Source organism: Pseudomonas sp. NPDC089530 (assembly GCF_050280705.1).
Classification (GTDB): Bacteria; Pseudomonadota; Gammaproteobacteria; order Pseudomonadales; family Pseudomonadaceae; genus Aquipseudomonas.
The window spans coordinates 1-24,035 of record NZ_JBNNVU010000085.1 but is presented as its reverse complement, the minus strand read 5'-3'; the positions used below and the strand labels follow the sequence as shown (position 1 = coordinate 24,035).

Below are 24,035 nucleotides of genomic sequence, written 5' to 3'. Positions count from 1 at the left end.
AGCGGCCCGTGGGCGTGAGTCCCAGTTGATCTTTTACTTCTTGAACTAGGGTGCCGGTTAAAATGGGCAGCTCGACGGGGGCTGCGCCCTCGATGATCAACTGCGCTTTTTTGTCAGCCATGTGGCCTCCTATTTATGCTTGAAATCATCAGACAGACCCCCCACGCAGGGCCCGCACCACTATAGTGAGATAAATCCGAATGTCAATTTGCCTAAAGTCTTGCCCCAGAAGGCTTTAAGCAGACTTTTTCCTCGAAATTCCCTGCCATTTACGCCTTTTATCCAGCTAACGCAATGAGCTATTAGGGGAAGGTGATTGCGTTGTCATTAGTAGCCTAACTGTCTATACTCGGCCACCGACCGCCATGGGCTTTCGGGCCCGGTTTGCTGGGGGTCGTCACTCCCTGGGTGGTGGGTACCTGACCAGTGCACTCCCCAACAACTTTGCCCTGATTGTTAGGGGCTCTTCAGTGTGAAAAAAGCCGTGAATAGCCAACGACCTGTAAACCTAGACCTAAGGACCATCAAACTCCCAGTCACTGCTTACACGTCCATCCTTCACCGTATCTCCGGTGTCATCCTCTTTGTCAGCCTTGCCATCATGCTTTATGCACTGGACAAGTCGCTGAGCTCCGAGGAAGGCTTCGGTCAGGTGAAAGCGTGTCTGACCAGTCCGCTAGCCAAGCTAGTGATTTGGGGCATCCTGTCCGCCTTGCTGTATCACCTGGTTGCCGGCGTGCGCCATTTGATCATGGACATGGGCATCGGTGCCGAAAGCGAATCCAAGGAAGAGCTGGACCGCTTCTGCGACGCCATGATCCGCATCCGCGAAGAAATCCGCGCGGTGGAAAACGGCAGCCTGGACAAGGACGACAACCCGCTGAAAAACGCCCCGCACACCGCGGCGGAAATCGTTGGCGAGTGGTCGCACCCCTACAGCCGTGAACAAGCGGTGTACCCGGTGGCCTCGCTGATCGAAGCCAAGTACTGGCCGCCGGTCGGCCGGGTCGACAACGTGTTCGGCGATCGCAACCTGGTCTGCGCCTGCCCATCGATCGAAAGTTATCAGGACGCGTAAGACGGCATAGCCGTCCATCGCGGGCCGGCCTCGCTCCCAGGGTTTCTGCGTATACCTGTAGGAGCGAGGCCTGCTCGCGATGCGTGCTGAATCGAACGAACCGCAACACCCGCTGCCCCCGTGCGTGCCGATCAACACAATAAGAAACCGGAGAACCAACATGTCCCTGAGCGTGTTCGACCTGTTCAAGATTGGCATCGGCCCCTCCAGCTCCCACACCGTTGGCCCGATGCGCGCAGCCGCGCGCTTCGTCGAAGGCCTGCGGCGTGACGGAATGCTGTCGGCCACCACCTGCGTCAAGGTCGAGCTGTACGGCTCGCTCGGCGCCACCGGCAAGGGCCACGGCAGCGACAAGGCCGTGCTCCTGGGCCTGGAAGGTGAACACCCGGATACCGTGAATACCGACAACATCGCCGCTCGCCTGCAGGAAATACGCGGCAGCGGACGCTTGAACCTGCTCGGCGAACACTCCATCGCGTTCAACGAGAAAGAACACCTGGCCATGATCCGTAAACCCCTGGCCTACCATCCCAACGGCATGATCTTCCGCGCCTTCGATACCGCCGGCCTGCAGATCCGCAGCCGCGAGTACTACTCGGTGGGCGGCGGTTTCGTGGTCGACGAAGACGCCGCGGGGGCCGACCGGATCGTCGAAGACACCACCGCGCTGACCTTCCCCTTCAAGAGCGCCAAGGACTTGCTCGGTCACTGCGCCACCTACGGGCTGTCCATCAGCCAAGTGATGATGACCAACGAAAGCGCCTGGCGTCCGGAGGCGGAAACCCGGGCCGGCCTGCTGAAGATCTGGCAAGTGATGCAGGACTGCGTGGCTGCGGGCTGCCGCAACGAAGGGATCCTGGCCGGCGGCCTGAAGGTCAAGCGCCGCGCCGCCGCTCTCTACCGCCAGCTGTGCCAACACCCCGAGGCGGCCTTGCGCGACGCACTGTCGGTGCTGGACTGGGTCAACCTGTACGCCCTGGCGGTCAACGAAGAAAACGCCAACGGCGGACGCGTGGTCACCGCGCCTACCAATGGCGCCGCCGGCATCGTCCCGGCGGTACTGCACTACTACATGCGCTTCATCCCCGGGGCCAACGAGGACGGGGTGGTGCGTTTCCTGCTGACCGCCGCCGCCATCGGCATTCTGTACAAGGAAAACGCCTCCATCTCCGGTGCCGAAGTCGGTTGCCAGGGCGAGGTCGGGGTCGCCTGCTCGATGGCGGCCGGCGCCTTGTGCGAAGTGCTTGGCGGGACGGTGCAACAGGTGGAAAACGCCGCCGAGATCGGCATGGAACACAACCTCGGGCTGACCTGCGACCCGATCGGCGGCCTGGTGCAGGTGCCCTGCATCGAGCGCAACGCCATGGGCTCGGTCAAGGCGATCAACGCCGCGCGCATGGCCCTGCGGGGCGACGGGCAACATTTCGTCTCCCTCGACAAGGTCATTCGCACCATGCGCCAGACCGGCGCCGACATGAAAAGCAAATACAAGGAAACCGCCCGTGGCGGTTTGGCAGTCAACATCATCGAGTGCTGATGCAGGCACCGCCGCATCCGCACGTTCATTCAGGAGCTGAGCATGTCCACCGAAACACTGTTGAAGACCCCGCTGCATTCGCTGCACCTTGAACTCGGCGCACGCATGGTGCCATTCGCCGGCTACGACATGCCTGTGCAGTACCCGCTGGGGGTGATGAAAGAACATCAGCACACCCGCGAGCAGGCCGGCCTGTTCGACGTCTCGCACATGGGCCAGATCCGCCTGAGCGGCGCCAGCGCGGCCCAGGCCCTGGAAACCCTGGTGCCGGTGGACATCGTCGACCTGCCGGTGGGCATGCAGCGCTATGCCATGTTCACCAACGAAAACGGCGGCATCCTCGACGACCTGATGGTCGCCAACCTGGGTAACGACGAATTGTTCCTAGTGGTCAACGCCGCCTGCAAGGAGCAGGACCTGGCCCATCTGCGCCAGCACCTTGGCCAGGCGTGCGACATCGAGCCGCTGTTCGAGGAACGCGCCCTGCTCGCCCTGCAAGGCCCGGCGGCGGTCACCGTGCTGGCGCGCCTGGCGCCGGAAGTGGCGAAGATGACCTTCATGCAGTTCACCCGGGTCACACTGCTGGGCGTGGACTGCTTCGTCAGTCGCTCGGGCTACACCGGCGAAGACGGTTTCGAAATCTCCGTACCGGCCGCCGACGCCGAAACCCTGGCCCGGGCCCTGCTGGCCGAGCCGGAAGTAGCCGCCATCGGCCTCGGAGCACGGGACTCGCTGCGCCTGGAAGCCGGCCTGTGCCTGTATGGCCATGACATGAACGACGAAACCACCCCGATCGAAGCCAGCCTGCTATGGGCCATCTCCAAGCCACGTCGCGCCGACGGCGCACGGGCCGGCGGTTTCCCTGGTGCGGAGCAGGTGTTCGCCCAACAGAAGAATGGCGTCAAACGCAAGCGCGTGGGCCTGCTGCCCCAGGAGCGCACCCCGGTGCGCGAAGGCGCCGAGATCGTCAACGAAGCGGGCGAAGTGATCGGCAGTGTCTGCAGCGGCGGTTTTGGCCCGACCCTGGGCGGTCCGTTGGCCATGGGTTACCTCGATAGCGCCTATGTCGCACTCGATACGCCAGTTTGGGCAATTGTTCGTGGGAAAAAGGTGCCAATGCTTGTAAGCAAAACGCCATTCGTTGCACAACGCTATTATCGCGGTTGAGCGACTGTTTCCATAAGTAACGCGGTTGCGTTAAAAGTGCACTAATCTGTAACGCAACCGCCATAAAATAGTGCGTTTTTTCGATATTGAACTTGCCTTATAACAGTTGAAAACAATTGAACAAGCCTATCGAATAAGCCCGGATACCGAGTAGCGGCAAACAGCCGCCAAGCTGAGGAAAACCGGGGTTTCGCAGGGCTTGTGTTTTCTCCCATAGTTGGCGTAGAGTTTCCCCACTGTGTTTGCATGGGTCGCTTGGAATCGTGACCTGGGCAGTAGCCAACAAGTTTGCTACACCCGTTCGACGTCTCTTACTTTCCTGCAACCCAGCCCAGTACTCTTTCATGAGAAAGAGACTGTCATTAATTTTTTTAGCGTCAAAGGAAATAAGAAATGTCCCAACGTCAGAGCGGTACCGTCAAGTGGTTTAACGACGAGAAAGGTTTTGGTTTTATCACTCCAGAAAGCGGTCCGGATCTGTTCGTGCATTTCCGCGCTATTCAGGGCAACGGCTTCAAGAGCCTGAAAGAAGGCCAGAAAGTGACCTTCATCGCTGTGCAGGGCCAAAAAGGCATGCAGGCTGACGAAGTACAAGCTGAAGGCTGATCGTCTGTAACGAAAAAGCCCCTGATGCTGACATCAGGGGCTTTTTTGTGCGCGCAATTCCGTAAAATGGCTTCTTTTTTCTTGAGAGCCGTGCCATGTCGAAATCCTTGCTGAGCCCCCAGGGCGACTTTCCCGCCGCTGGCCTGGGCCGTCGTCTGGCCGCAATGTTCTACGATTTCCTGCTGTGTACCGCCCTGCTGATCGTCACCGGCGGCATCTACAAGATGATCCAGTTGCAGATCCTCGGTGAACCCCGGATGCGCGCCCTGACCGAGTCCGGCGCCCTGGACGGCGACCCGCTCTACTCCACCGTCCTGCTGTTCGTGCTGTTCGCCTTCTTCGCCAAGTTCTGGACCCACTCCGGGCAGACCCTGGGCATGCAGGTCTGGGGCCTGCGCGTACAGAATGCCGACGGCAGCCGCATCAGCCTGTGGCAGGCGCTCCTGCGCTTCATGGTCTCGATCGCCTCCTGGCTGTGCGCCGGCCTGGGGTTCATCTGGGTCCTGGTCGACAAGCAGAAACGCAGCTGGCACGACATCTACTCTTCCAGCCAGATCGTCCGTATCCCCAAACAGAAGAAGTAATACGCCATAGACAAAAACGCCCCGAATGATCGGGGCGTTTTTATGTGCGCTTATAGAAGGCGATCAGGCATTGCCCGCCAGCTTCATTCGCGCTGCCTGCGTGAAGTCCAGCATACGCTTGAGGGGGCGAATGGCCTGGGGAATCAGCGCCGGGTCGACCAATATCTCGTTGGAGCCCTCTCGCAGGCACTGCAAGGTGCGCTCCAGCGTATTCATGGCCATCCATGGGCAATGGGCGCAGCTGCGGCACGCCGCGCCGTTACCGGCCGTTGGCGCCTCGATGAAGACCTTGTCCGGGCACAACTGCTGCATCTTGTAGAAAATGCCACGATCGGTGGCCACGATCAGCGTCTTGTTGGGCAGACGTTGCGCGGCGGCGATCAGTTGGCTGGTGGAGCCCACCGCATCGGCCAGCTCGATGACCGACGCCGGAGACTCCGGGTGCACCAGGATGGCGGCATCGGGATAGAGCGCCTTCATGTCCTCCAGCTGCTTGGACTTGAATTCTTCGTGGACAATGCAGGCACCGTCCCACAGCAGCATGTCGGCCCCGGTCTGGCGCTGAATGTAGGTTCCCAGGTGCTTGTCCGGCCCCCAGATGATGGTTTCGCCGTTATCCATCAGGCTTTCGACGATTTCCAGTGCACAACTGGAGGTCACGACCCAGTCGGCACGGGCTTTGACCGCGGCCGAGGTGTTGGCGTAGACCACCACGGTGCGCTCCGGGTGCTGGTCGCAGAACGCCGAGAACTCGTCCACCGGGCAACCCAGGTCCAGGGAGCAGGTGGCTTCCAGCGTGGGCATCAGCACGCGTTTCTCGGGGTTGAGGATCTTCGCCGTCTCGCCCATGAACCGTACGCCGGCGACCACCACGGTCTTGGCCGGGTGAGCGTTGCCGAAACGCGCCATTTCCAGGGAGTCGGACACACAGCCGCCGGTTTCTTCAGCCAGGGCCTGGATCACCGGATCACAGTAGAAATGCGCCACCAGCACGGCGTCCTGAGCCTTGAGCTCGGCAGCAATCGCGGCGCGGTAGTGGGACTCTTCTGCGGCCGTCAGCGGCTTGGGCTGTTTGGCATCAAGGTGGGCCTGAACCAGAAGGCGTTCGGAAATGTGCGTCATGATCGCAAGACCTGCGGGCGCTTATGCGCGAAAGTCGAGTATACACCCGGCTCCGGACCCGTTGAGGGTACCGCCGGGAGAGTGAGTATTCATCAGGTAGGTGCCGCGTTGAAACTGCGCAAGGCTACAGAATATCCCCTTGATGTAAAAGATGATTCTGACCTGCGTCACGGGGCTCGCCCCGCCCCCCGAGCGGGCAGCGACCCAGGGGACGCAAGCCCGCGAATCGAAGCCTCTACGGAAGCTCGATTCGGCAGATAGCTCAGTGCCACCTTGCACCACTCATGAGCACAGGTACCTGAAGGCGAGCCCCGGCCGCCGGGAAGCTGCCGTCAAACGACCATCACTTTTTTACACTTCATAGCATTTTTATCTTTCTGCGCTAACGTCAGTTACAGAAACAGCTAAATGCTGGTTGGCTGCTGCAACACTTGGCGGGTTCCGGTTCAGGTGGAGGAGAAACGCCCCTCGCCATCCGGCCCCCGCAGTTTCCCCTCAGCTCAGACAAGGAAGCAGTGCATGAACAATAATTGTGTACAAGTGTTCAGGAGAATGGCGTGGACGTTGATCGTCGCCGGCCTTCCCTCCGGGATGGCCATGGCAGCAGCGCCCAACAACTGCGCCGGATTGCCGCCGCTACCGGCGACGGTGGAGGTGGGTGAGGGACAGCAGACGCTGATGCACTCCCCCATCGCCATTACCCGACTGGCCGTGGGCGATCCGAAAATTGCCGACGTCTATCTCAATGGACGGGACTCCTACCTGCTGACGGGTATCGCACCCGGTGCAACCAGCCTGATGGTCTGGACCGCATGCTCCAAGGAGCCCCGCCAGAGCATGGTCTTCGTCCAGGGCAAAGGCCCTCACTCCATGGTGAGCTCGCTGTTGCCCCCCTCCGACGATCCGGCCCTGGCCAGCCAGGTGCAGACCGATATCCGCTTTGTCGAAGTCAGCCGCACCAAGCTGAAAGAGGCCGGTACCTCGATCTTCGGCAAGAGCAGTAACTTTCTGTTCAGCTCCCCGGGCACGGCTCCGTCCCCGGGATTGACGGTAACCCCTGGCAATCTCGGCGGTGTCAGGGCGAACCTGCCGCTGAACAACGGCACGTTCAATATCGGTTTTGGCGGCGGCAACTTCCTGGGGTTGATCAACGCCCTGGAAGGCAGTGGCTTTGCCTACACCCTGGCGCGTCCGAGCCTGGTGGCGCTGAGCGGACAGAGTGCAAGCTTCCTCGCCGGTGGTGAAGTGCCGATCCCGGTCCCCAGCAGCGGCAGCGACTCGATCACCATCCAGTACAAGGAGTTCGGTATCCGCCTGACCCTGACCCCGACGATCGTCGGCAGCGAGCGCATTGCCTTGAAAGTTGCCCCGGAGGTCAGCGAACTGGACTTCACCAACGGGATCAACGTCAACGGCATCCTGGTTCCTGCGCTGATCGTGCGCCGCACCGACACCAGCATCTCCCTGGCCGACGGCGAGAGCTTCGTGATCAGCGGCCTGATCAGCACCACCAACACCACCGCCGTGAGCAAGTTCCCGGGCCTGGGAGAGATTCCGATCCTGGGGGCGTTTTTCCGCGATTCATCGATCAAGCGCGAAGAAAAGGAACTGCTGATGATCGTCACCCCGCACCTGGTCCAGCCACTGGCGGTCAACGCCAAGCTGCCAGTCTTGCCTGGCGAGCCACTGCGCAACTACGACCCGAACTGGTTCCGTCTGTACTTCCTGGAAAACGGCAACTTTGACCAGGCATCCAGCGGGCTTTCGCAATGACACAGGCTTCAGGCTCATCGTTGGCCGCGCGAAAGCTCAAGAGTGCCGGATTCGGCAGGCTTCGCGCGGGTCATTCCCTGGCAATCGGATTATTCCAGGAGCAAAAAATGAAAGTAGTAGTGGCCGCATTAGGCCTGCTCATGTTGGGTGGCTGTGCCACCAACGGCGGCACCGCCTGGTCGAAACAGCCCTGCAGCAAGCTGGAATCGGAGCAGGAACTGTCGCTGAGCCTGGCCGACGACATGATCGGCGAAGGCAAGCTGCACGCTGGCCTGGCCAATCTGCAGCGCCTGCCGGATAACCTGGTGCAGGTCCGGCTACGCAAGGCCAAGATCTATCGTCAGTTGGGACAAAGCGATGCCGAGCCCCTGTTCCGCAGCCTGCTCGGCACTTGCCTGTCCGCCGAAGGCGAGCAGGGCCTGGGCCAGCTGGCAGCGTCACGCAACGATAACGCGCTGGCCCTGGACCATCTGAAACGCGCGGCACAGCTGTCCCCCACCGACGAGAATATCCGCAACGACCTGGGAGTGATCTACCTCAACCAGGGCAATACCAAGCAAGCCAGCTTTGAGTTTCTCACTGCCATGGAGCTGAAACAGGACAATCAACTGGCCGCCCTCAACCTGATGACCTTGCTGCTTTATCAAGGCAACGGGAAGCAGGCCTCGGATCTGGCCATTCGTACCGGCCTCAAACCCGAGCAAGTCGCCAGTGCCCGGGAGCGGGCCGAGAAACTTCGGAACGCGAAGAAAGGCAAGGCACCTGCCGAAAAGGTAGTGACTGCCAATCCGTCGCCATCGGTGTCAATCAACCAATAACGCAGAGGTCGTGATGAAATACCAAACGCTTAGTTGCCTGGGTCTCTTGCTTCTTCCGCTCGCCGCCCAGGCCATCGAACCCGGTCCTGCCTCCCTGTCGCAACAGTCGACCGAAACCTGGCTGCTGCTGCAGAGCCGTAACCAGGTCAAGTCGCCCATCCAGCAGAACGCCTCGCCCAGCGAACGGGAACTGAGCCTGCAGCGCTGGCTGGACAGTTTCAAACACCCGATCCCCGAGTACTACAAGGAGTACTCAGGTTCGGGTAGCACGGGGGCATCTGGTTCGCAGTGACAATGAATCGCGAGGGCATTCGAAGGGGCAATGCCATCCATGCAGATGGCTCTTGCCCCCTCGCCTTGTTCAGATCTTGCCGAACACTTTGAACACACCGATGATCGCCGGTCCTATGGCCACCAGGAAGAAGCTCGGCCACAGGCAAAAGATCAGCGGAAACACCAGCTTGGTCCCGATTTTAGCGGCTTTCTCTTCGGCCTTTTGAGTGCGCCGGTCCCGAAACTCCTCGGCATAGATACGCAGGGTCGTCCCGACGCTCGTACCGAAGCGAATGCTTTGCGCCAACAGGCTCACCAACCCGCGAATGTCCTCCAGCCCGGTACGCTCGGCCAGATGCTTGAGCGCTTCGGTACTGGGAATCCCGGCACGGATCTCGGAGTTGACCAGCGCCAGTTCCATGGCCAGGTCCGGCTGGCTGACAGCTATCTCTTCCGACACCCGCTCGATCGCCTGGGGCAAAGCCAGGCCTGACTCCACGCAGACCACCATCAAATCCAGCGCATCCGGGAAGGCCACCAGCAAGCGGGTCATCCGCGCGTTCTTGCGGGACTCGACATAGATGGCCGGCGCCAGCCAGCCCACCCCCAGCGCCAGGATCACCAGCCCGATACCAATCAGCAGCGAGACGTTCGGGATCAGCGGTAGCGCCAGGACCGCCAGCACCACCAAGGCCAGCGGCGTCAGCAGGCGGATGGCCCAGTACATCTGGACAGCGGCCTGGGAACGAAAGCCCGCGTGAGTCAGCAAGGTCCGGGTTGCCGAGACCTGCCCCTGCTCATCGGCGACAAAACGCTGGCCGACCTGCTCCAGCATCAGTTGCAGGTTGCTCGGCGCATCCCGCTGACTCTCGCCTTGGCCACGCTTGATCAGCAGCAGCCGACGTTGCACCGGGTCCTGCAGCCCCTGCACCAGCAAGATCAGGGTCGCTACGGCCAGCACCACGCTCAGGCCGATGGCCGCGGCGAACAGCAGGCGCGCCAATTGTTCGTTCCCCACCACACGGTTGATCAGACTCAGTAGATACTCCATGGCATTACCCCCTGCGAGTGACTGTACTCAGACCTGAATCCGGATGATCTTGCGGATCCAGAAAATCCCCACCAGCATCGCCACGAACGCACCGATCACCATCTTCTGCCCCAAGGGTTCATTGAGGAGCAACGGCAGGTAGGTCGGGCTCGACAGCACGATCGCCGCCGCCAGGACAAAAGGCATCGCCACCAGGATCCACCCCGACAGGCGCCCTTCGGCCGACAGCGTCTTGACCTTGCGTTGAAAGCGGAAGCGGCCGCGAATCAGGCTGCTCAGGCGCTCCAGCACTTCCGTCAGGTTGCCGCCCGTCTCGCGATGGATCAGCACCGTGGTCACCAGCATCATCACCGTCATGCTCGGCATGCGCTCCAGCAGGCCGAGCATGGCCCGGCGCACGTCGTTGCCGTAGTTGATGTCGGAAAAGGTCAGGCCGAACTCATGGGCAACCGGCCCCTTGTGCTCGTCTGCCACCAACTGCAGGGTCTCGTTGAACGGATGCCCGGCACGCAGCGCCCGGCACATGGCATCCAGGGCATCCGGCAACTGCTCCTCGAACTGGGCAAAACGTTGGTTGCGGTCACGGGCGATTTTCAGCACCGGCAGCCAGAAAGCCGCCGCCGCCCCCGGGACCGCCACCCACCACAGTTGGGTGAAGACCCAGAGCCCGAGGCCTGTCGCTGTCATCAGGACCAGGCTGAGCATCAGCACCCGATAAGCCCGGTAGTCATGGCCGGACTGCTCGATCATCTGCGCCAGGGCCTCCATCGCCGGCAACTGCTCCAGGCGCGCCTCCAGCGGGGACAGGCGACGCAGGTACTTCTGGCGCAGCACCGACTGCATGTTCTGCAAGTTACTGGCCCGTTCCAGCAGATCGAGGCGGCTGCGAATACGCTTGCGGACCTTGCCGGCCTCGCCGAACACCGGCACCGTCAGGCTCTGGCTGAGCAGGAAGATGGCGGTGAACACCATCCCGAGAAACGCCAGGATGAACTCGCTGGGGACCTGACTCATGGCTAGCCCTCCATCCACTCTGGCCGAAACAGGTTGAGCGGCAGCTCGATGCCCCGTTTGGCCAGCACATCACGAAATGCCGGCACCATGCCGGTGGGGCGGAACTCGCCCAGTACCTCGCCTTTCTCACCGACACCACTGCGCACAAAGGCGAAGATCTCGGTCATGGTGATGATCTCCCCTTCCATGCCGTTGATTTCCTGCACGCTGACCAGCCGGCGCTTGCCGTCCTCCTGCCGTTCCAGCTGGATGACCACACCGATGGCCGAAGCGATCTGCTGACGCAGGGCCTTGATCGGGAAGGTCGCCCCGGTCATCGACACCATGTTCTCGATCCGTCCCAGGGCGTCACGGGCAGTGTTGGCGTGGATGGTGGTCAGCGAACCGTCGTGGCCGGTATTCATCGCCGTCAGCATGTCCAGCGCCTCGGCGCCCCGCACCTCACCGATGACGATACGGTCCGGGCGCATCCGCAGGCTGTTGCGCACCAACTCGCGCTGGCTCACCTCGCCACGGCCCTCGATGTTCGCCGGCCGGGTCTCCAGGCGCACCACATGGGGTTGCTGCAGTTGCAACTCGGCCGAGTCTTCGATGGTCACGATCCGCTCGTTGTGCGGAATGAAACTGGACAACACGTTGAGCATGGTGGTCTTGCCACTACCGGTGCCTCCGGAGATCAGCACGTTCAGCCGCCCGCGGACGATAGCCTTGAGCATCAGGGCGATGGACGGGGTCAGGGTGCCCATCTGCACCAGGCTCTCGGTATTGAGCAGGTCCACGGCGAAGCGGCGGATCGACACGCTCGGCCCGTCGATGGCCAGTGGTGGAATGATGGCGTTGACCCGGGAACCGTCCTTCAGGCGGGCGTCCACCAGCGGCGAGGACTCATCGATCCGCCGCCCCAGGCTGGAAACGATGCGATCGATGATATTCAGCAGGTGCTGATCGTCGCGAAAACGCACGTCCGTTCTCTGCAGCTTGCCGAAGCGCTCGACATACACCGAGGCATGCCCGTTGACCAGGATGTCGGACACGCTCTGGTCGTTCAGCAGCGGCTCCAAAGGCCCCAGGCCCAGCACCTCATCGGTGATCTGTTTGAGGATCAGCTGGCGGCTCGTGGCATTGACCGGCGCCGAATGCTCGTCGAGCAGGCGCTGGCAGATGTCGCGGATCTGCCGCCCGGCCTCGGCCGGCTCCAGGGAGTCGAGGAGCGACAGGTCCATGACCTTGAGCAACTGCTGGTAGATCTTTTCCCGCCACTCGGTCTCCAACGGGCCGAGCTTGGTCCTGGTCTCATAGATCAGGTCCGGCACGCTGGCTTCCCAGGCCATGAGGACCTGGGCGCATTCCTCGCTGTCGATGGGCGTTTCCGGGGTTTCCGCCGGTGCCTGCTTGCCGGGTTGCGACCGCAGGCGATTACGAAAGTCGCTGAGCATGGCCTAGCCTCCGAACAGACGGTTGAAGGTACGTTTGAACACACTTTTCTCGGCGACCTGGATCCCGATCAGGTTCTGGGTCAGCTCGCGCAGGGCCAGGGTCACCCCCGAACGTGGCGCGTGCAGCTCGAGCGGCACGCCGGTGTTCTGGCTCTCGCTGACCACCGCATAGTCATTGGGCAGGGCCTGCAGGGTCGGGCAACGCAGGGCATCGGAAATATCCTTGAGCGTCACAGGCGAAGCCTTGTTGTAACGGTTGACCACCACCTGTATCCGGCTGCCCTGCACATTCAGGTCGTCGCGCAGGATGCGGGTCAGGCGAGTGCCGTCCTTCAGGTGGCTCAGGCTCTGCTGCAACACGATGTAGATGTGATCGGCCTGCTCCAGGGTGATGCCGGTGAGGTGGTCGATCTGCCGCGGCAGGTCCACCACCACCCAGTCGTAGGTGCCACGGGCCAGACGCAACAGTTTTTCCAGCTGTTCCAGATGCACATCCTGGGTCAGGCACAGCTCCCCGGTACGTCCACCCAGCACATGCAGGGTCGGGCTGAAGTGGTTGCAATAGCCGCGCAGGGCAATGCTGTCCAGGGACTCGACCTGCTTGAGCACCTCCACATGGCTGTGGGTCGGCTGTACGTCCAGGCAATGCGCCACGCTGCCGAACTGCAGGTCCAGGTCCAGCAGCAGGGTCCTGCCACCGCGGGACGCAAGCTGTTGCGCCAGGTTGCAAGCCAGCATCGAGGCTCCCGACCCGCCCTTGGCGTTCATGACCGCAATCAGCTTGCCGCCGATCCCCTGCTCCGCATTGGCCTCCATCAGCATACGGCCGATGGCCGCCTGCAAGTCCTCCGCCGAGACCGGCTCGGGCAGGAAGTCACGGGCGCCGGCCTGCATCGCCAGACGCATGCCCTCACGCTCGTCCAGCGGGCCGCAGACCAGCAGCGGTGGACGCTCCTTGGCCGGATGCTGCAACAAGGCCGCCAGCTCTTCGCGCCACAGATGACTGACGCGCAACAACAGGAAATCGGGCATCTGCTCCAATCCATACAGCGGATCGGTGTGACCGTTGCTTACCAGGCGAGTGCTTACCTGCAGGTTTGGCAGACACTGGCTCAACGCTTTCAGATGATTCAAGGTCGTCGCGTCGCGCCCACTGATCAGCAGGCGTTTGCCTTGCTTTCCAGTAGCGGCAGCGACGGGCGCTTCTCGGGTACTCAACATGGCGTGATCTCCGGTGTGACTGTTGCCTGGGGTTGTCGACCGAGACTTTCACGCGGCACGGTCGAGCGGAATACCGGTAGGACAAAGACTCCGTTGAACCCAGGAATCAGCAGATTGAAACTGAAGTTGGTGACCTGGAGCTGGATATAGCGAATAGCGGCAAATCCATTGCTGCCGGTCAGATCGTTGGGACTGGCGACTACCGCTCCGTTGGCGTCCAGGTAAACCAGATTCAAGTTGGCGGAGGTCAGGTTGTTGAGCAGGCTGCTCGGGCCGCTGTTGGTGGAAGCGTTGAACATTGCCCGGCGCAGGATCACCGGATCGTTGATATCGCACACCGCCGCCAGGCGAGCGCCACGGCGCACGGTTTCATTCAGGGCATTGACCGTGAAGTACAGCCGCCCCATCTCCAGCACGCCGAATAACAGGACGAACAGCACCAGGCTGGTGATCGCGAACTCGACGGTGTACAGCCCACGCATGCCCTTGACGTTCATCACAATGCCCTCATGACCACAGTGGAAGTCAGCGCCAGGCCCAGCGGTACGCTGCTGCCATACAAGGCGGGCAAGGCACTGCCGATCACCGGCACATAGGTGTAGGTAATACTGACCTGGATATGATCGGTCCCCACCGCGGAGACCGAGACATTGCCGGTCGTCAGCCCCGGCACCACCGCCGGGTAGCCATTGGGGTTGGCCGGTACGCCATAGACCGCGACGTTCTGGGTCTGGGTCTGCAAGGTGCCGTTCAGGTCAAGCTTGCCGAGGGTGGAGTTCCAGGCCTTGTCGGCGGCATAACGCCCGGCGTCGCGACTGGCCTGCATCAGGCTGTTGTACTGAAACAGCATGCGGCCGAACTCGGCGAAGGCCAGCATCAGCAACACCAGCAGCGGCAGGGTCAACGCCAGCTCGATCATCGCCAGCCCCCCCTGCCGGTTCGGCGATCGGAATCCTCTGCGTCCCATAAAGCCTCCTAGGAGTCGGTACTTGGCGTCTGGCTGTTATCGATATAGGTCTTGTACAGCTGGATGATCTGCGGCCCCGCGGTATTGGCCGGGTGGGCACCGGGCACGTTGTCGCCTTCGCACACGCTCTCGAACTGACCGAAGATCTGCGCCTCATTGCCCTTTTGCGAGGCGGGTTGCAGGACGAAGTAGCAGCCGAAACCCAGCACCGGTATCGAGCTCGCCCCGTCGTTCTTGCCGGTACAGTTACCGATCACGATCTTGATGATCCGCCGCTCGAATGCCCCGCCGCTCTGGCAGCCACCACCGCCACCGGAGACGCAACCGGCGGAGTCCTGGACCCAGTTGTTGTAGTCGTACAAGGCGCTGCCGCCCGCGGACAGATTGCCGCTGCTGGAAGTGACCGGCTGATTGTTGTACTGGATCTGCGCCAGCGTATCGTCGTAAGTGAATGACTTGGGGTTGACCGTGATCACCAGGTCCGGCGGATAGTCCGCGGAGCTGAGACCGCCGGAATACTGGTTGAAGCGGGTATTGAGGCCCTGCGAGGCAGGCCCGACGGTGTTCCCCGGCTTGGTCTGGACATTCGAACCGACGTTGTTGCACTGCTTGATACCGCCCGCCAGCCCCTGCCTGACCGTGCTGCCGCCCGAGCCGAAATCGAGCAACTGGAAGTTGCCGGGACCAATCGGCGAGTTGTTGCCGGCAGCGGTTTTCAACACCTGCGGATCGCCGAACTGGAACCCCCAGAACGTCCCCGCAGCCGGGTTGTTTTTCGTCGGATCGCCGCACACCATCAGCGGTGTGAGGTCGCAAGGGCTGGTGGGGCTGGGCCCGGCGGTGGCGACCGCACTCACCGACTTGCTTCCGACACCATTGCCCAGGGCCTGGAACACGCCCCAGAAAAAGCCACTCAGGGAATAGTTGCTGACCGTCACCCGCACAAAGCTCGCATTGGCCGGCCCGGGGAAAGAGAAAGGTCCATAGACACTGGACGCCAGTTCAACCGTGGCAAAACCGCCGACATTGTTGCCGATGGCCTTGGCCAGCTCCTGGTTGCCGCTGGCACTGGCATTGAGCGACAGGGTGTTGAGCGCGGCGGTCTGCGTCAGGCTCGCAGCCCCGGTGGTACCGATGATCATGCTGAGGGTCTTGGCACCGCTCAGCGCCGCCGCATCCACCGCATTTTGCAGACGGGACTTGTTCACCAGCATATGGCCGCCATCCAGCGCCAAGGCTCCCATCAGCAGCATCGAGGCCAGGGCTATCACCACCAGGACAATCATGGCTCCGCTCTGCTGCCGGGGAAATGCGCTCAATGGCTGTTGGATACGCGTGCTCATCGCCAAGCCCTCATTAGTCCGCCTATGTCGTACCGCTCATTTACAGCTGGGACTTCACAACATTGACCTCGACCCCACGAATCACCGTGATGCCGCTGCTGCCAGTGGCCCGAGGACGGACAACCGGGTGCACCACTGGAGCAGGCGGCGCGTCCTGGATCATGGCGACCGGTTCGGCGATCTCCGGCTGTTTCTGGTTATCCAGCGGGTTGCGCAGGGCCAGTTGCAGCTTGCCGGCGGTCATGCCCTTGACCAGCTCCTCGGCCTGGGCGGGGGTCATTTCCAGGGTCACGGCGCGTACCACCACCGGTTGGGTCTTGTCGGTACTGGCCGTCTGGTCCACCGCCAGCACCCGCAGGTCTTCCAGGATGGTCTTGGATTCGGCATTGCCGTCATTGCCGGTCTGCCGGGTGGCCAGCACATCGACCCGGTTACCCGGCAACAGGAACCCGCCCACGCCGACCACATCGTCCACCCTGACCGAGATGGCCCGCTTGGTGGGCTCGATCAGCGACGCCAGGGTGCTGCCGCCCAGGTGTTCGGCCAGACGCGCGCCGCGCAGGATGTCACCGCGCAGCATGGAGAAGGTGGCGATCTTGCCCACGACCTTTTCGGTCGCGTCGAAGGCATCCTCGGGAACGGTTTCCTTGGGCATCCGGACCAGCGCGACCTGCTGTGGCTCGACCATTTGCCCGAAAGCGATTTCCACGGTCGCCACCACCACGTTCTGCTGGTTATCGTCAGGGCTGGCGTTGAGCCTTGCATTGAGCCAGCTGTTGGCCATCCATGCCGCACCCAGGCCCAGAACCACGGACACGGCCACCAGAGTGAAAGTGCGAGAACTCATGTCGATATCTCCTTACTCAAAGAAAATCGAGCTGGACGAAGTAGCTGTGCCAGGCCCACTCCAGTTCCAGGATTGACAGCGGTCCGCTGGCGCCCATGTAACGTTGACGGTCGAGCGCCATGCTCAAGAGATCCCTTGGGTGGCAAGGAACCAGCGGCATGCTTTCGGCGCCATAGAGTTCCTCCAGTACGTAGCGCAACAGCAGCGGGTCATAGTGAGTACCCAGGCGCTCCGTCTCTTGAATCCAGATGCGTTCGTACTCCTCGGGCTTGAGGTAGCCGAACTGCAGCTTGTAGCCAATGCGCCGCAGAAACGCCTCATCGGCCAGTTCCAGCGGGTTCAGGTTGGTGGAAAACACCAGGATCAGGTCGAACGGCAACTCGCAGTGCCGCCCGCCGCCGAGATTGAGGAAGTCGTGCTTCTCCTCCATCGGGACGATCCAGCGGTTGAGCAACTCCGCGGGGGCCATGCGCTGGCGCCCCAGGTCGTCGATGACGAACAGGCCGTTGCTGGCCTTGAGCTGCAAGGGCGCCTGGTACTGGCGGGTGAACGGGTCGTAGCGGATATCCAGCTGTTCCATGGTCAGCTCACCGCCGGTGATGACGATCGGCCGTTCACAGCACAGTAGCCGGCGGTCTATCCCCTCATTGAGCAACAGGCTGTTCGGCGAATCGCCGGCATCCAGGCGCCGGTGTACCTGGGGGTCGTAGACCTCGACCACCGCGTCGTTGATCGCGATGGCATGGGGCACCCAGATCGCCTCGGAAAACAGCCGGATCAGGCGGCTGCTGACATAGGTCTTACCTGTCCCCGCCGGCCCGTAAATCATGATGGCGCGCCCGGAGTTCAAGGCCACGCCCAATTGATCGAGCATGTTCTGCGCCAGCACCATGGAACCGAAAGAGGCCTGCATGTCCCGCGCGCTGATCCGCCCGTGGTGAATGGTCTGCACCTTGAGCAACGAGCGGTAGGCGCTCACAGGAAAGGGCGCCGCACCGATATAACCACTGCGCGACAAGGCATCGCGGGCGGCATTGCGGCCGCGCTCGGTCAACCCGTAGCGCAAGCCCTGGCCGCTGGATTGGCCAAGGACTTCGATCCGATGATCCTGGCGCAGGAAGGCCAGGACTTCTTCAATGACCGCCCCCGTCAGCGCCAGGCGGTCTACCAGGCGAGACATGTCCAGTACGCCGGCATCGTACAGATGCTTGCAGAGCAGGTCTCCGAGGAAGTTGTCTGCCAGCCCGGTCTCTTGGATCGTGCGCGGCTGTGGAGCCAGTTGCTGCACGGCCTCGCGTCCACTGCCGAGCGGGCGGCTGTTACTGATGGCATACATAATGTTCTCCTGAGCTACTGGCCAAGGGGCAACCAGAAAAAGCTGGCCAATGTGCCGAGCAGGATCGCAACCGAATAGGGAAAGGGTTTGCCGGCCACTTCATCGTCCGCCGGCGAAAAATAGGCCCTGGCTCTCATCATCAGCCAGTAGCGCCCCATGGTCTGTTGAACTTGACCACGTACCAACACAATCAGTACCCCGCACGCGCCACCGGCGATCAGGCTGAAAAACGCAGCCCAGAGGGCGTGGTGCGGAGTGAGAAAGGTGCCAACCATGGCCATGAGCTTGACGTCGCCGGCTGCCATCCCGCCAAAGGCGTACATGGGGAGAAAAACGGCAAAACCGATCAGCATGCCCAGCAGTCCATAACCAAACCCGATGACGCCTGAGGAATAGACCTGGCCGGCAATCCCCAGTCCCAGCCCCAACAGCACCAAGAGGTTGGGAATACGGTGGCGACGAAGGTCGCTCACCACCGCAATCCCCAGCAGTCCCAGCATCAATGCAACGGCGAACAATTGCTCTTTGCCCATGACTGCAGCCCTCGGCGGAAGTTGGCGTGCTAGCAGGTTTTACCCTGGACAGCGCATCCCAGGCTGGTGATGGCTGTTTTCACGTTGGTGCCCAGGGTGATGAACGCGGCAACAGCGCCCAAAGTGATCAGGCCACCTGCCACTGCATACTCCACAATGGTCAGGCCGTCTTCGTCTTTGGCGAACTTGATTACCGAAGTCTTGATCGATTGCAGATTCATTTTTCCACCTCACTCAAGTGTTTTCTCGGGGAGCAGCACTTTCGTACTGCCTGGTTGAACATTAGTCAGGGGAACAACGAAGGGGTTAGGAGTTTTTTGCTGATCGTTAGGACTTTCTTGCTGTTGTTGAAAAGTTAAAAAGTACCCATGACAACCCGCTAGGGCAGACGACTTATCCAAGAAATGAATAAATGAAGAGTCTCCCTGAAACAGTCTCGCCCTCGATGCAAGAACGGGGCTAAACCGCTGTCAATAATGACAAAATCCCCATTACGCCCGTCGCCCAGAAGCCATAGTGCGAAACGGACTAAACAGGGATCTTCATATCAGGACTTGATCTTTACGCGGGCAATACAACGACGATACTTCTGGAGCAGGAAAGAGAAATTTGGGGGGCCGCTGCAATGCGATGGAGCCGCGCCCGGCCAAAGATCATTTCACGATTCGAATCCCGTTCGAGATCGGGGCTGGCGCCATCCGGCAGGTACTGTGCCCATGCCGATCGAGAAGGCTCCCGGTCCGGGCGGGATCAGACAGAGAAAGGGCAGAACGCAGATGCAGCTCGATCCTGGCCATAGCTACGGCCTCAGCCCGCAGGAAACCGCTCTGCGCGGCCAGACCCGAGACGTCTGGCCACGTAGGGACGACAGTCTGCTTCACCCCGGAACCGAGAACCCAGCGCAACGGCGGTCGTTAACAGGCTTTGCCCTGAACGGCACAGCCCAGGCTGGTGATGGCAGTGGCCACGTTCCCGCCCAGGGTCACGAACGCAGCGACGGCGCCCAGCGTAATCAGGCCACCTGCCACAGCATATTCCACGATGGTCAAGCCCTCTTCGTCCTTGATGAAAGCCAGCATCGAGGTTTTGATTGATTGCAGATTCATCTTCTCCACCTCACACAAGTAAAGTTGTTTGAAGGCGATCAGTATTTGTACCGCCTGACTGAATCCTAGTCAGGGGCTAGTACACAGAGTTAGGAGTTTATTGTCGTTCACTAGGACTTTTTTGCGATGCCAGACAAGACAGAAGAACGCTAACGGAACCGACACCAGGTAGATGGGGAGTTTTTAAATAAGGGAAGGGTTCTCATATAACACTAAACTGATTCAGCCGTGACCGGCGGAGCAAGAAAGGCGATCACGACAGCAAGGAACTGCCTGTGATTCTTATCTCGCTGTCAGGCATAGAAGGTAATCAAGAAAATGTACGAACCATTATCAGAACTTGATCCTTTGCCCGCAAAACCCAATCGCGATACTGACAGCCCAGGAAGTGACAGTGAGACACCAGGAAGGAACAAGGACATGAAACCTGAGTCGGCCCAGAAACCCTCTCTTTTATGGTTCGACCTCACGCGCAATCAATCGGCCGAAGAGCTGATCGCGCTGTTTCGCCCCGCCTGCGATTGCCGGGTGGCGAAAGAGGCGTCGGCGCCCGAGAAGGATATTCATCCTCTACCGGACATGATCTGCATGCACTATGACCGCCCGGACATGCCGGGGCTCAACCTGCTGCTGGAGATCAAGCACAAGTTTCCCTCCATTCCCATCGCCATGTTCACCGTGCAGCACTCCGAGGAGCTCGCTGTCTGGGCCATGCGCTCCCGGGTCTGGGAGTACATGGTGCTGCCCCTTACCAGTGCCGAGAGCCGGCGCTTCCTGCATGCCCTGAAACAGCTCTACGAGCTGCGCCACAGCGCCGGCCCGGGCAACAAGGTGCTGCAGATCGAACACGGCCCGTCCCTGCCGGAGAGCATCCGACTGACCGCCGAGAACCAGAAACATCAAGCACTCAGCGATGTGCTGCTGTACATCGAGCAGAATTTTCGCGAAAGCATCGACCAGAAGGAGTTGGCCAAACGTTGTGGCATGACCACGTTCCGCTTCAGCCGCCTGTTCAAGGAAGTCCATGGCCTGGGTTTCATGGACTACATCCTGAGCAAGCGCATGGACAACGCCAAGAACCTGCTCGACAACAGCCAGATGCCCATCACCAGCATCGGCTATGAAGTCGGCTTCAAGGACCCCTCCTACTTTGCCCGTGCCTTCAAGCAATTCACCGGGGCCAGCCCCAGCGAATACCGGCAACGCCTGAGAACCGCGGAACCGGTCAAGGAAGAGGTGGAACTGGAGCAGACCCTGTCTCAGGTGATCGACAGCCTGCCGCTGCGGGTCGAAGGCCGCTGAGCAGGTATCGCAGGCGTTGAGAAACAGGTGGAGGAGCGTCTACCGGAACCCATGCGAACGCACTTTCCGGCAGGCAAAAAAAAACCCGAAAATCCTCACTTACGTGGGCCTTTCGGATTTTAAATACTGCTGAATATGGTGGGTCGTGCAGGATTCGAACCTGCGACCAATTGGTTAAAAGCCAACTGCTCTACCAACTGAGCTAACGACCCGCTGTGTGGTGGCGCGTATAATACTGATTTCTAAAAGGAATTCAACACCCTATGTAAAAAAAATCAAAAATAAGGTGTTGGGTCGCTGACGCCGGCCGCGGCAAAACCTTCGGCACGCAGACGGCAACTGTCGCATTTACCGCAAGCACGGCCGTTATCGTCGGCCTGATAGCAGGACACGGTCAGGCTGTAATCCACCCCGAGCTTGACCCCCGCCTTGACGATATCGGCCTTGCTCAGGTTCTGCAGCGGCGCCTGGATACGGAACCCCTGCCCTTCCACCCCGGCCTTGGTCGCCAGGTTGGCCATGCGCTCGAAGGCCTCGACGAACTCCTGGCGGCAATCCGGATACCCCGAATAGTCCACGGCATTGACGCCGATGAAGATATCCCGCGCGCCCAGCACTTCCGCCCAGCCCAGGGCCAGGGAAAGGAACACGGTATTGCGCGCCGGCACGTAGGTGACCGGAATCCCTTCGCTCGGGGCCTCGGGTACATCGATGGAGCTGTCAGTCAGCGCGGAGCCGCCAATGCCGTTCAGGTTGAGGCCGATCACCTTGTGCTCGACCACACCCAGGTCGCGGGCGACCCGCTCGGCCGCTTGCAGCTCGGCGCGGTGACGCTGGCCGTAATCGAAGCTCATGGTGTAGCAGCGGTAACCTTCGGCCCGGGCCATGGCCACTACCGTGGCCGAATCCAGGCCGCCGGACAGCAGAATCACCGCGCGCTTTTCGGTGGCAACCTGGTCCTGTGCTTGTTCAGTCATATCAGCGCCCCGGCTCGTCATTCCAAAGATATTTATGCAGCTGCAATTGCAGGCGTACCGGCAGGTTGTCCGCCACGATCCAGTCGGCCAGATCCCGCGCATTCAGGTCGTGATGGCTCGGCGAGAACAGCACCTCGCCTGCCCTGCGCTCCAGACCGTACTGGATCAGCTTGGAAACCGCCCAGTCATAGTCCTCGCGGGAACAGATGACAAACTTGACCTGGTCATTCGGGGTCAGCAGCTCGATGTTTTCGTAACGATTGCGCTGGACCTCTTCCGAGCCCGGGGTCTTCAGGTCGAGCACGCGGCTGACCCGCGGATCGACCGCTGAAATATCCAGCGCGCCGCTGGTTTCCAGCGAGACCTCGTAACCGGCATCACACAGCTGCTTGAGCAAGGGAATGGCGTTAGGTTGCGCCAGAGGCTCACCTCCAGTCACACACACGTAACGCGGACGGAAACCGGCAACCTGCTCGAGAATGCTCTCGAGTGTGCGGATGGTGCCACCGCTGAAGGCATAGGCGCTGTCGCAGTATTGGCAACGCAGCGGACAACCGGTCAGGCGCACGAATACCGTGGGCAGGCCGGCAGTCCGAGTTTCACCCTGCAACGAGTAGAAAACTTCGGTAATTCTCAATGTGTCTTGCATAGTCGCCACGGGCGTAACAGCTAAACAGGCTGTCCGCCTCCGTCAGGCACCTCGAGGGATCCCGCAATCGCGTCAATCCCAGGAAGCGTGTTTCATAAAAAGGGCATCGATTCTAACGAAAAAACCCGCGACAAGCGCGGGTTTCTTCAAAACAGCTCAAACCGATTACATGCGTTGCAGATCGCGCTGAGCCAACTGAGCCGCGGAAGTACCCGGGTATTGGGCCACCACCTGCTGCAGAATGCCTTTGACCTTGTCGGCGTGGCCCAGGCGACGCTCTACGTCGGCCAGCTTGTACAGCGAGTCCGGCACCTTGGCGTGCTTCGGATACAGTTGGGACACCTTGGCGAATGCCTGGCCGGCACCTTGCAGGTCGCCCTTGGCCAGGTTCACTTCGCCCAGCCAGTACTGGGCATTGCCCGCATACTGGCTGTTCGGGTATTTACGCAGGAACGCGGCAAAAGCCTGGCTGGCCTTGTCGAAGTCCTTGGCCTTGATCAGGTCGAAAGCTGCGTCGTAATACAGCTTTTCCTTCGCCGGATCGCCCGGTTCACTGCTTGCCGCTGGAGCTTGCGAGGCAGCCCCGGCAGCTGCACCGGCGGCACTTGCATCGCCACCGGCAGAAGAATGATCAGGAGTCGCGGCAGGTGCACCGCCCGCTCCAATGCGCCGATCAAGATCCTGGTAACGTTCCAGGCTTTCCTGCTTCATGCGCGCAACATCGTTTTGCAATACTTCAATCACACCCTGTTGCCGTGCGATTTGCTCCTGCATTTGCTGCAGTTGCTGGAACAGCTCGCCCTGTGCCGAGACAGGGGTCGAAACCCCTCCCCCGGCATAGGCGCCGTTCGTGCCATAACCCGCTGGCGGATAACTGCCCCCGCTATTGTTATAGCCCGAGTTGTTATCGACCACAGGAACCGCAGCCCACACCGAAAGCGGCGCGAGGCTGAGAGCCAAGACAGCTGACCTTGCGGGTGGGCGCGGCAGCTTACATCCGCTAAGCTAGCCGCCCATGCCGACTCTCGTTTCCAGTCTCTCTCCATACCCTTCGCCGATCATCGTTTGCCGGGCCTTGCCTGCGGCAATGGGCTCGTGCGTCCGCGCCACGCCCGCGTTCTCTGCGAGGCCGTGCGCGCCCCTCGTTACTAAGGAATTGCTATGACCACAGCCCTGCAAGGCTCCTTGATGGTGGATGTCGCCGGTACCTGGCTGACGGCTGAAGATCGCCAGCTCCTGCGCCAGCCCGAAGTGGGTGGCCTGATCATCTTCGCCCGCAATATCGAGCATCCGCG

General features: G+C 61.0%; 26 protein-coding genes, 1 tRNA gene and 1 pseudogene. 10 read left to right on the top strand and 18 right to left on the bottom strand.

What is annotated here, in order from left to right; translation table 11 throughout:
* The coding region (locus tag ACQKQA_RS24260; RefSeq protein ID WP_427563319.1) for a hypothetical protein at positions 1 to 121 on the bottom strand (121 nt) is incomplete at its 3' end.
* Positions 122 to 472: 351 nt separating this feature from the next.
* Between ACQKQA_RS24260 and sdhC the strand changes: the two genes are divergently transcribed.
* The 5 genes from sdhC to ACQKQA_RS24235 all read left to right on the top strand — a co-directional run bounded on the left by sdhC (position 473) and on the right by ACQKQA_RS24235 (position 4,972).
* Positions 473 to 1,078: a succinate dehydrogenase, cytochrome b556 subunit gene (sdhC, locus tag ACQKQA_RS24255; protein ID WP_427563315.1), complete on the top strand. Its 606-nt coding sequence runs from the start codon at positions 473 to 475 to the stop codon at positions 1,076 to 1,078.
* Positions 1,079 to 1,238: 160 nt separating this feature from the next.
* Positions 1,239 to 2,615: an L-serine ammonia-lyase gene (locus tag ACQKQA_RS24250; protein WP_427563313.1), complete on the top strand. Its 1,377-nt coding sequence runs from the start codon at positions 1,239 to 1,241 to the stop codon at positions 2,613 to 2,615.
* A gap of 42 nt (positions 2,616 to 2,657) precedes the next feature.
* Entirely contained in the window at positions 2,658 to 3,782 is a 1,125-nt protein-coding gene (gene gcvT / locus ACQKQA_RS24245) for a glycine cleavage system aminomethyltransferase GcvT (protein ID WP_427563312.1), read from the top strand.
* 393 nt (positions 3,783 to 4,175) lie between these two features.
* Positions 4,176 to 4,388, top strand: a complete 213-nt coding sequence (locus tag ACQKQA_RS24240) for a cold-shock protein (RefSeq protein WP_007931076.1) — start codon at positions 4,176 to 4,178, stop codon at positions 4,386 to 4,388.
* A gap of 95 nt (positions 4,389 to 4,483) precedes the next feature.
* Positions 4,484 to 4,972, top strand: a complete 489-nt coding sequence (locus tag ACQKQA_RS24235) for an RDD family protein (RefSeq protein WP_427563310.1) — start codon at positions 4,484 to 4,486, stop codon at positions 4,970 to 4,972.
* A gap of 63 nt (positions 4,973 to 5,035) precedes the next feature.
* Here the strand turns inward: ACQKQA_RS24235 and nadA are convergent, their stop codons facing one another.
* Positions 5,036 to 6,094: a quinolinate synthase NadA gene (gene nadA / locus ACQKQA_RS24230; protein ID WP_427563309.1), complete on the bottom strand. Its 1,059-nt coding sequence runs from the start codon at positions 6,092 to 6,094 to the stop codon at positions 5,036 to 5,038.
* A gap of 519 nt (positions 6,095 to 6,613) precedes the next feature.
* On the opposite strand from nadA, the gene ACQKQA_RS24225 reads away from it, so the two are divergent.
* The 3 genes from ACQKQA_RS24225 to ACQKQA_RS24215 all read left to right on the top strand — a co-directional run bounded on the left by ACQKQA_RS24225 (position 6,614) and on the right by ACQKQA_RS24215 (position 8,977).
* On the top strand, positions 6,614 to 7,867 hold the full coding sequence (locus ACQKQA_RS24225) for a type II and III secretion system protein family protein (RefSeq protein WP_427563307.1): 1,254 nt from the start codon (positions 6,614 to 6,616) through the stop codon (positions 7,865 to 7,867).
* Between the two features lie 107 nt (positions 7,868 to 7,974).
* Positions 7,975 to 8,685 (top strand): tetratricopeptide repeat protein, encoded by a 711-nt coding sequence (locus ACQKQA_RS24220; protein WP_427563305.1) that lies wholly within the window; start codon positions 7,975 to 7,977, stop codon positions 8,683 to 8,685.
* A 13-nt stretch (positions 8,686 to 8,698) separates the two neighbouring features.
* On the top strand, positions 8,699 to 8,977 hold the full coding sequence (locus ACQKQA_RS24215) for a DUF3613 domain-containing protein (protein ID WP_427563303.1): 279 nt from the start codon (positions 8,699 to 8,701) through the stop codon (positions 8,975 to 8,977).
* Between the two features lie 69 nt (positions 8,978 to 9,046).
* On the opposite strand, the gene ACQKQA_RS24210 is transcribed toward ACQKQA_RS24215, so the two are convergent.
* The 12 genes from ACQKQA_RS24210 to ACQKQA_RS24155 all read right to left on the bottom strand — a co-directional run bounded on the left by ACQKQA_RS24210 (position 9,047) and on the right by ACQKQA_RS24155 (position 19,812).
* Positions 9,047 to 10,009, bottom strand: coding sequence for a type II secretion system F family protein (locus ACQKQA_RS24210; protein WP_427563301.1), 963 nt, complete (start codon positions 10,007 to 10,009; stop codon positions 9,047 to 9,049).
* A gap of 27 nt (positions 10,010 to 10,036) precedes the next feature.
* Positions 10,037 to 11,023 (bottom strand): type II secretion system F family protein, encoded by a 987-nt coding sequence (locus ACQKQA_RS24205; protein WP_427563299.1) that lies wholly within the window; start codon positions 11,021 to 11,023, stop codon positions 10,037 to 10,039.
* A 2-nt stretch (positions 11,024 to 11,025) separates the two neighbouring features.
* On the bottom strand, positions 11,026 to 12,459 hold the full coding sequence (locus ACQKQA_RS24200) for a CpaF family protein (protein WP_427563297.1): 1,434 nt from the start codon (positions 12,457 to 12,459) through the stop codon (positions 11,026 to 11,028).
* Positions 12,460 to 12,462: 3 nt separating this feature from the next.
* Positions 12,463 to 13,680, bottom strand: a complete 1,218-nt coding sequence (locus tag ACQKQA_RS24195) for an AAA family ATPase (protein WP_427563295.1) — start codon at positions 13,678 to 13,680, stop codon at positions 12,463 to 12,465.
* On the bottom strand, positions 13,674 to 14,177 hold the full coding sequence (locus ACQKQA_RS24190; protein WP_427563293.1) for a TadE/TadG family type IV pilus assembly protein: 504 nt from the start codon (positions 14,175 to 14,177) through the stop codon (positions 13,674 to 13,676). The genes ACQKQA_RS24195 and ACQKQA_RS24190 overlap by 7 nt, the downstream gene beginning before the upstream one ends.
* Positions 14,177 to 14,647 carry a TadE/TadG family type IV pilus assembly protein gene (locus ACQKQA_RS24185; RefSeq protein ID WP_427563291.1) on the bottom strand — a complete coding sequence of 157 codons (471 nt, stop codon included), beginning with the start codon at positions 14,645 to 14,647 and terminating at the stop codon, positions 14,177 to 14,179. Before ACQKQA_RS24185 ends, ACQKQA_RS24190 begins: the two co-directional genes overlap by 1 nt.
* A gap of 8 nt (positions 14,648 to 14,655) precedes the next feature.
* Positions 14,656 to 15,990 (bottom strand): TadE/TadG family type IV pilus assembly protein, encoded by a 1,335-nt coding sequence (locus ACQKQA_RS24180; RefSeq protein ID WP_427563289.1) that lies wholly within the window; start codon positions 15,988 to 15,990, stop codon positions 14,656 to 14,658.
* A 40-nt stretch (positions 15,991 to 16,030) separates the two neighbouring features.
* A complete protein-coding gene (gene cpaB, locus ACQKQA_RS24175) occupies positions 16,031 to 16,837 on the bottom strand; it encodes a Flp pilus assembly protein CpaB (protein ID WP_427563287.1) in 807 nt (268 codons plus the stop codon).
* Positions 16,838 to 16,853: 16 nt separating this feature from the next.
* Positions 16,854 to 18,173: an AAA family ATPase gene (locus ACQKQA_RS24170; RefSeq protein ID WP_427563285.1), complete on the bottom strand. Its 1,320-nt coding sequence runs from the start codon at positions 18,171 to 18,173 to the stop codon at positions 16,854 to 16,856.
* A gap of 14 nt (positions 18,174 to 18,187) precedes the next feature.
* Complete coding sequence (locus ACQKQA_RS24165; protein WP_427563283.1) at positions 18,188 to 18,706, bottom strand: A24 family peptidase; 519 nt, start codon at positions 18,704 to 18,706, stop codon at positions 18,188 to 18,190.
* 29 nt (positions 18,707 to 18,735) lie between these two features.
* Positions 18,736 to 18,927, bottom strand: a complete 192-nt coding sequence (locus ACQKQA_RS24160; protein WP_038576427.1) for a Flp family type IVb pilin — start codon at positions 18,925 to 18,927, stop codon at positions 18,736 to 18,738.
* Between the two features lie 693 nt (positions 18,928 to 19,620).
* Complete coding sequence (locus tag ACQKQA_RS24155) at positions 19,621 to 19,812, bottom strand: Flp family type IVb pilin (protein WP_427563281.1); 192 nt, start codon at positions 19,810 to 19,812, stop codon at positions 19,621 to 19,623.
* Positions 19,813 to 20,232: 420 nt separating this feature from the next.
* Here ACQKQA_RS24155 and ACQKQA_RS24150 point away from each other — a divergent pair, with 420 nt between their 5' ends.
* A complete protein-coding gene (locus ACQKQA_RS24150) occupies positions 20,233 to 21,114 on the top strand; it encodes a helix-turn-helix domain-containing protein (protein WP_427563280.1) in 882 nt (293 codons plus the stop codon).
* A 136-nt stretch (positions 21,115 to 21,250) separates the two neighbouring features.
* Here ACQKQA_RS24150 and ACQKQA_RS24145 read toward each other — a convergent pair.
* From ACQKQA_RS24145 to ybgF, 4 genes are all read right to left on the bottom strand, one after another.
* Positions 21,251 to 21,326: transfer RNA gene (locus ACQKQA_RS24145), tRNA-Lys, on the bottom strand.
* A 63-nt stretch (positions 21,327 to 21,389) separates the two neighbouring features.
* Positions 21,390 to 22,091, bottom strand: a complete 702-nt coding sequence (gene queC, locus ACQKQA_RS24140; RefSeq protein ID WP_427563278.1) for a 7-cyano-7-deazaguanine synthase QueC — start codon at positions 22,089 to 22,091, stop codon at positions 21,390 to 21,392.
* Between the two features lies 1 nt (position 22,092).
* Complete coding sequence (queE, locus tag ACQKQA_RS24135) at positions 22,093 to 22,740, bottom strand: 7-carboxy-7-deazaguanine synthase QueE (RefSeq protein WP_009050465.1); 648 nt, start codon at positions 22,738 to 22,740, stop codon at positions 22,093 to 22,095.
* A gap of 165 nt (positions 22,741 to 22,905) precedes the next feature.
* On the bottom strand, positions 22,906 to 23,730 hold the full coding sequence (gene ybgF / locus ACQKQA_RS24130) for a tol-pal system protein YbgF (RefSeq protein WP_427563317.1): 825 nt from the start codon (positions 23,728 to 23,730) through the stop codon (positions 22,906 to 22,908).
* 183 nt (positions 23,731 to 23,913) lie between these two features.
* On the opposite strand from ybgF, the pseudogene ACQKQA_RS24125 reads away from it, so the two are divergent.
* Positions 23,914 to 24,035 (top strand): annotated as a pseudogene (locus tag ACQKQA_RS24125) (beta-N-acetylhexosaminidase); the annotation flags it as partial.

Coding starts and splice junctions, on each gene's coding strand:
- ACQKQA_RS24250 (WP_427563313.1), top strand. CDS start 1,239: ATGTCCCTGAGCGTGTTCGACCTGTTCAAGATTGGCATCGGCCCCTCC.
- gcvT (WP_427563312.1), top strand. CDS start 2,658: ATGTCCACCGAAACACTGTTGAAGACCCCGCTGCATTCGCTGCACCTT.
- ACQKQA_RS24240 (WP_007931076.1), top strand. CDS start 4,176: ATGTCCCAACGTCAGAGCGGTACCGTCAAGTGGTTTAACGACGAGAAA.
- ACQKQA_RS24235 (WP_427563310.1), top strand. CDS start 4,484: ATGTCGAAATCCTTGCTGAGCCCCCAGGGCGACTTTCCCGCCGCTGGC.
- nadA (WP_427563309.1), bottom strand. CDS start 6,094: ATGACGCACATTTCCGAACGCCTTCTGGTTCAGGCCCACCTTGATGCC.
- ACQKQA_RS24225 (WP_427563307.1), top strand. CDS start 6,614: ATGAACAATAATTGTGTACAAGTGTTCAGGAGAATGGCGTGGACGTTG.
- ACQKQA_RS24220 (WP_427563305.1), top strand. CDS start 7,975: ATGAAAGTAGTAGTGGCCGCATTAGGCCTGCTCATGTTGGGTGGCTGT.
- ACQKQA_RS24215 (WP_427563303.1), top strand. CDS start 8,699: ATGAAATACCAAACGCTTAGTTGCCTGGGTCTCTTGCTTCTTCCGCTC.
- ACQKQA_RS24210 (WP_427563301.1), bottom strand. CDS start 10,009: ATGGAGTATCTACTGAGTCTGATCAACCGTGTGGTGGGGAACGAACAA.
- ACQKQA_RS24205 (WP_427563299.1), bottom strand. CDS start 11,023: ATGAGTCAGGTCCCCAGCGAGTTCATCCTGGCGTTTCTCGGGATGGTG.
- ACQKQA_RS24200 (WP_427563297.1), bottom strand. CDS start 12,459: ATGCTCAGCGACTTTCGTAATCGCCTGCGGTCGCAACCCGGCAAGCAG.
- ACQKQA_RS24195 (WP_427563295.1), bottom strand. CDS start 13,680: ATGTTGAGTACCCGAGAAGCGCCCGTCGCTGCCGCTACTGGAAAGCAA.
- ACQKQA_RS24190 (WP_427563293.1), bottom strand. CDS start 14,177: ATGAACGTCAAGGGCATGCGTGGGCTGTACACCGTCGAGTTCGCGATC.
- ACQKQA_RS24185 (WP_427563291.1), bottom strand. CDS start 14,647: ATGGGACGCAGAGGATTCCGATCGCCGAACCGGCAGGGGGGGCTGGCG.
- ACQKQA_RS24180 (WP_427563289.1), bottom strand. CDS start 15,990: ATGAGCACGCGTATCCAACAGCCATTGAGCGCATTTCCCCGGCAGCAG.
- cpaB (WP_427563287.1), bottom strand. CDS start 16,837: ATGAGTTCTCGCACTTTCACTCTGGTGGCCGTGTCCGTGGTTCTGGGC.
- ACQKQA_RS24170 (WP_427563285.1), bottom strand. CDS start 18,173: ATGTATGCCATCAGTAACAGCCGCCCGCTCGGCAGTGGACGCGAGGCC.
- ACQKQA_RS24165 (WP_427563283.1), bottom strand. CDS start 18,706: ATGGGCAAAGAGCAATTGTTCGCCGTTGCATTGATGCTGGGACTGCTG.
- ACQKQA_RS24160 (WP_038576427.1), bottom strand. CDS start 18,927: ATGAATCTGCAATCGATCAAGACTTCGGTAATCAAGTTCGCCAAAGAC.
- ACQKQA_RS24155 (WP_427563281.1), bottom strand. CDS start 19,812: ATGAATCTGCAATCAATCAAAACCTCGATGCTGGCTTTCATCAAGGAC.
- ACQKQA_RS24150 (WP_427563280.1), top strand. CDS start 20,233: ATGAAACCTGAGTCGGCCCAGAAACCCTCTCTTTTATGGTTCGACCTC.
- queC (WP_427563278.1), bottom strand. CDS start 22,091: ATGACTGAACAAGCACAGGACCAGGTTGCCACCGAAAAGCGCGCGGTG.
- queE (WP_009050465.1), bottom strand. CDS start 22,740: ATGCAAGACACATTGAGAATTACCGAAGTTTTCTACTCGTTGCAGGGT.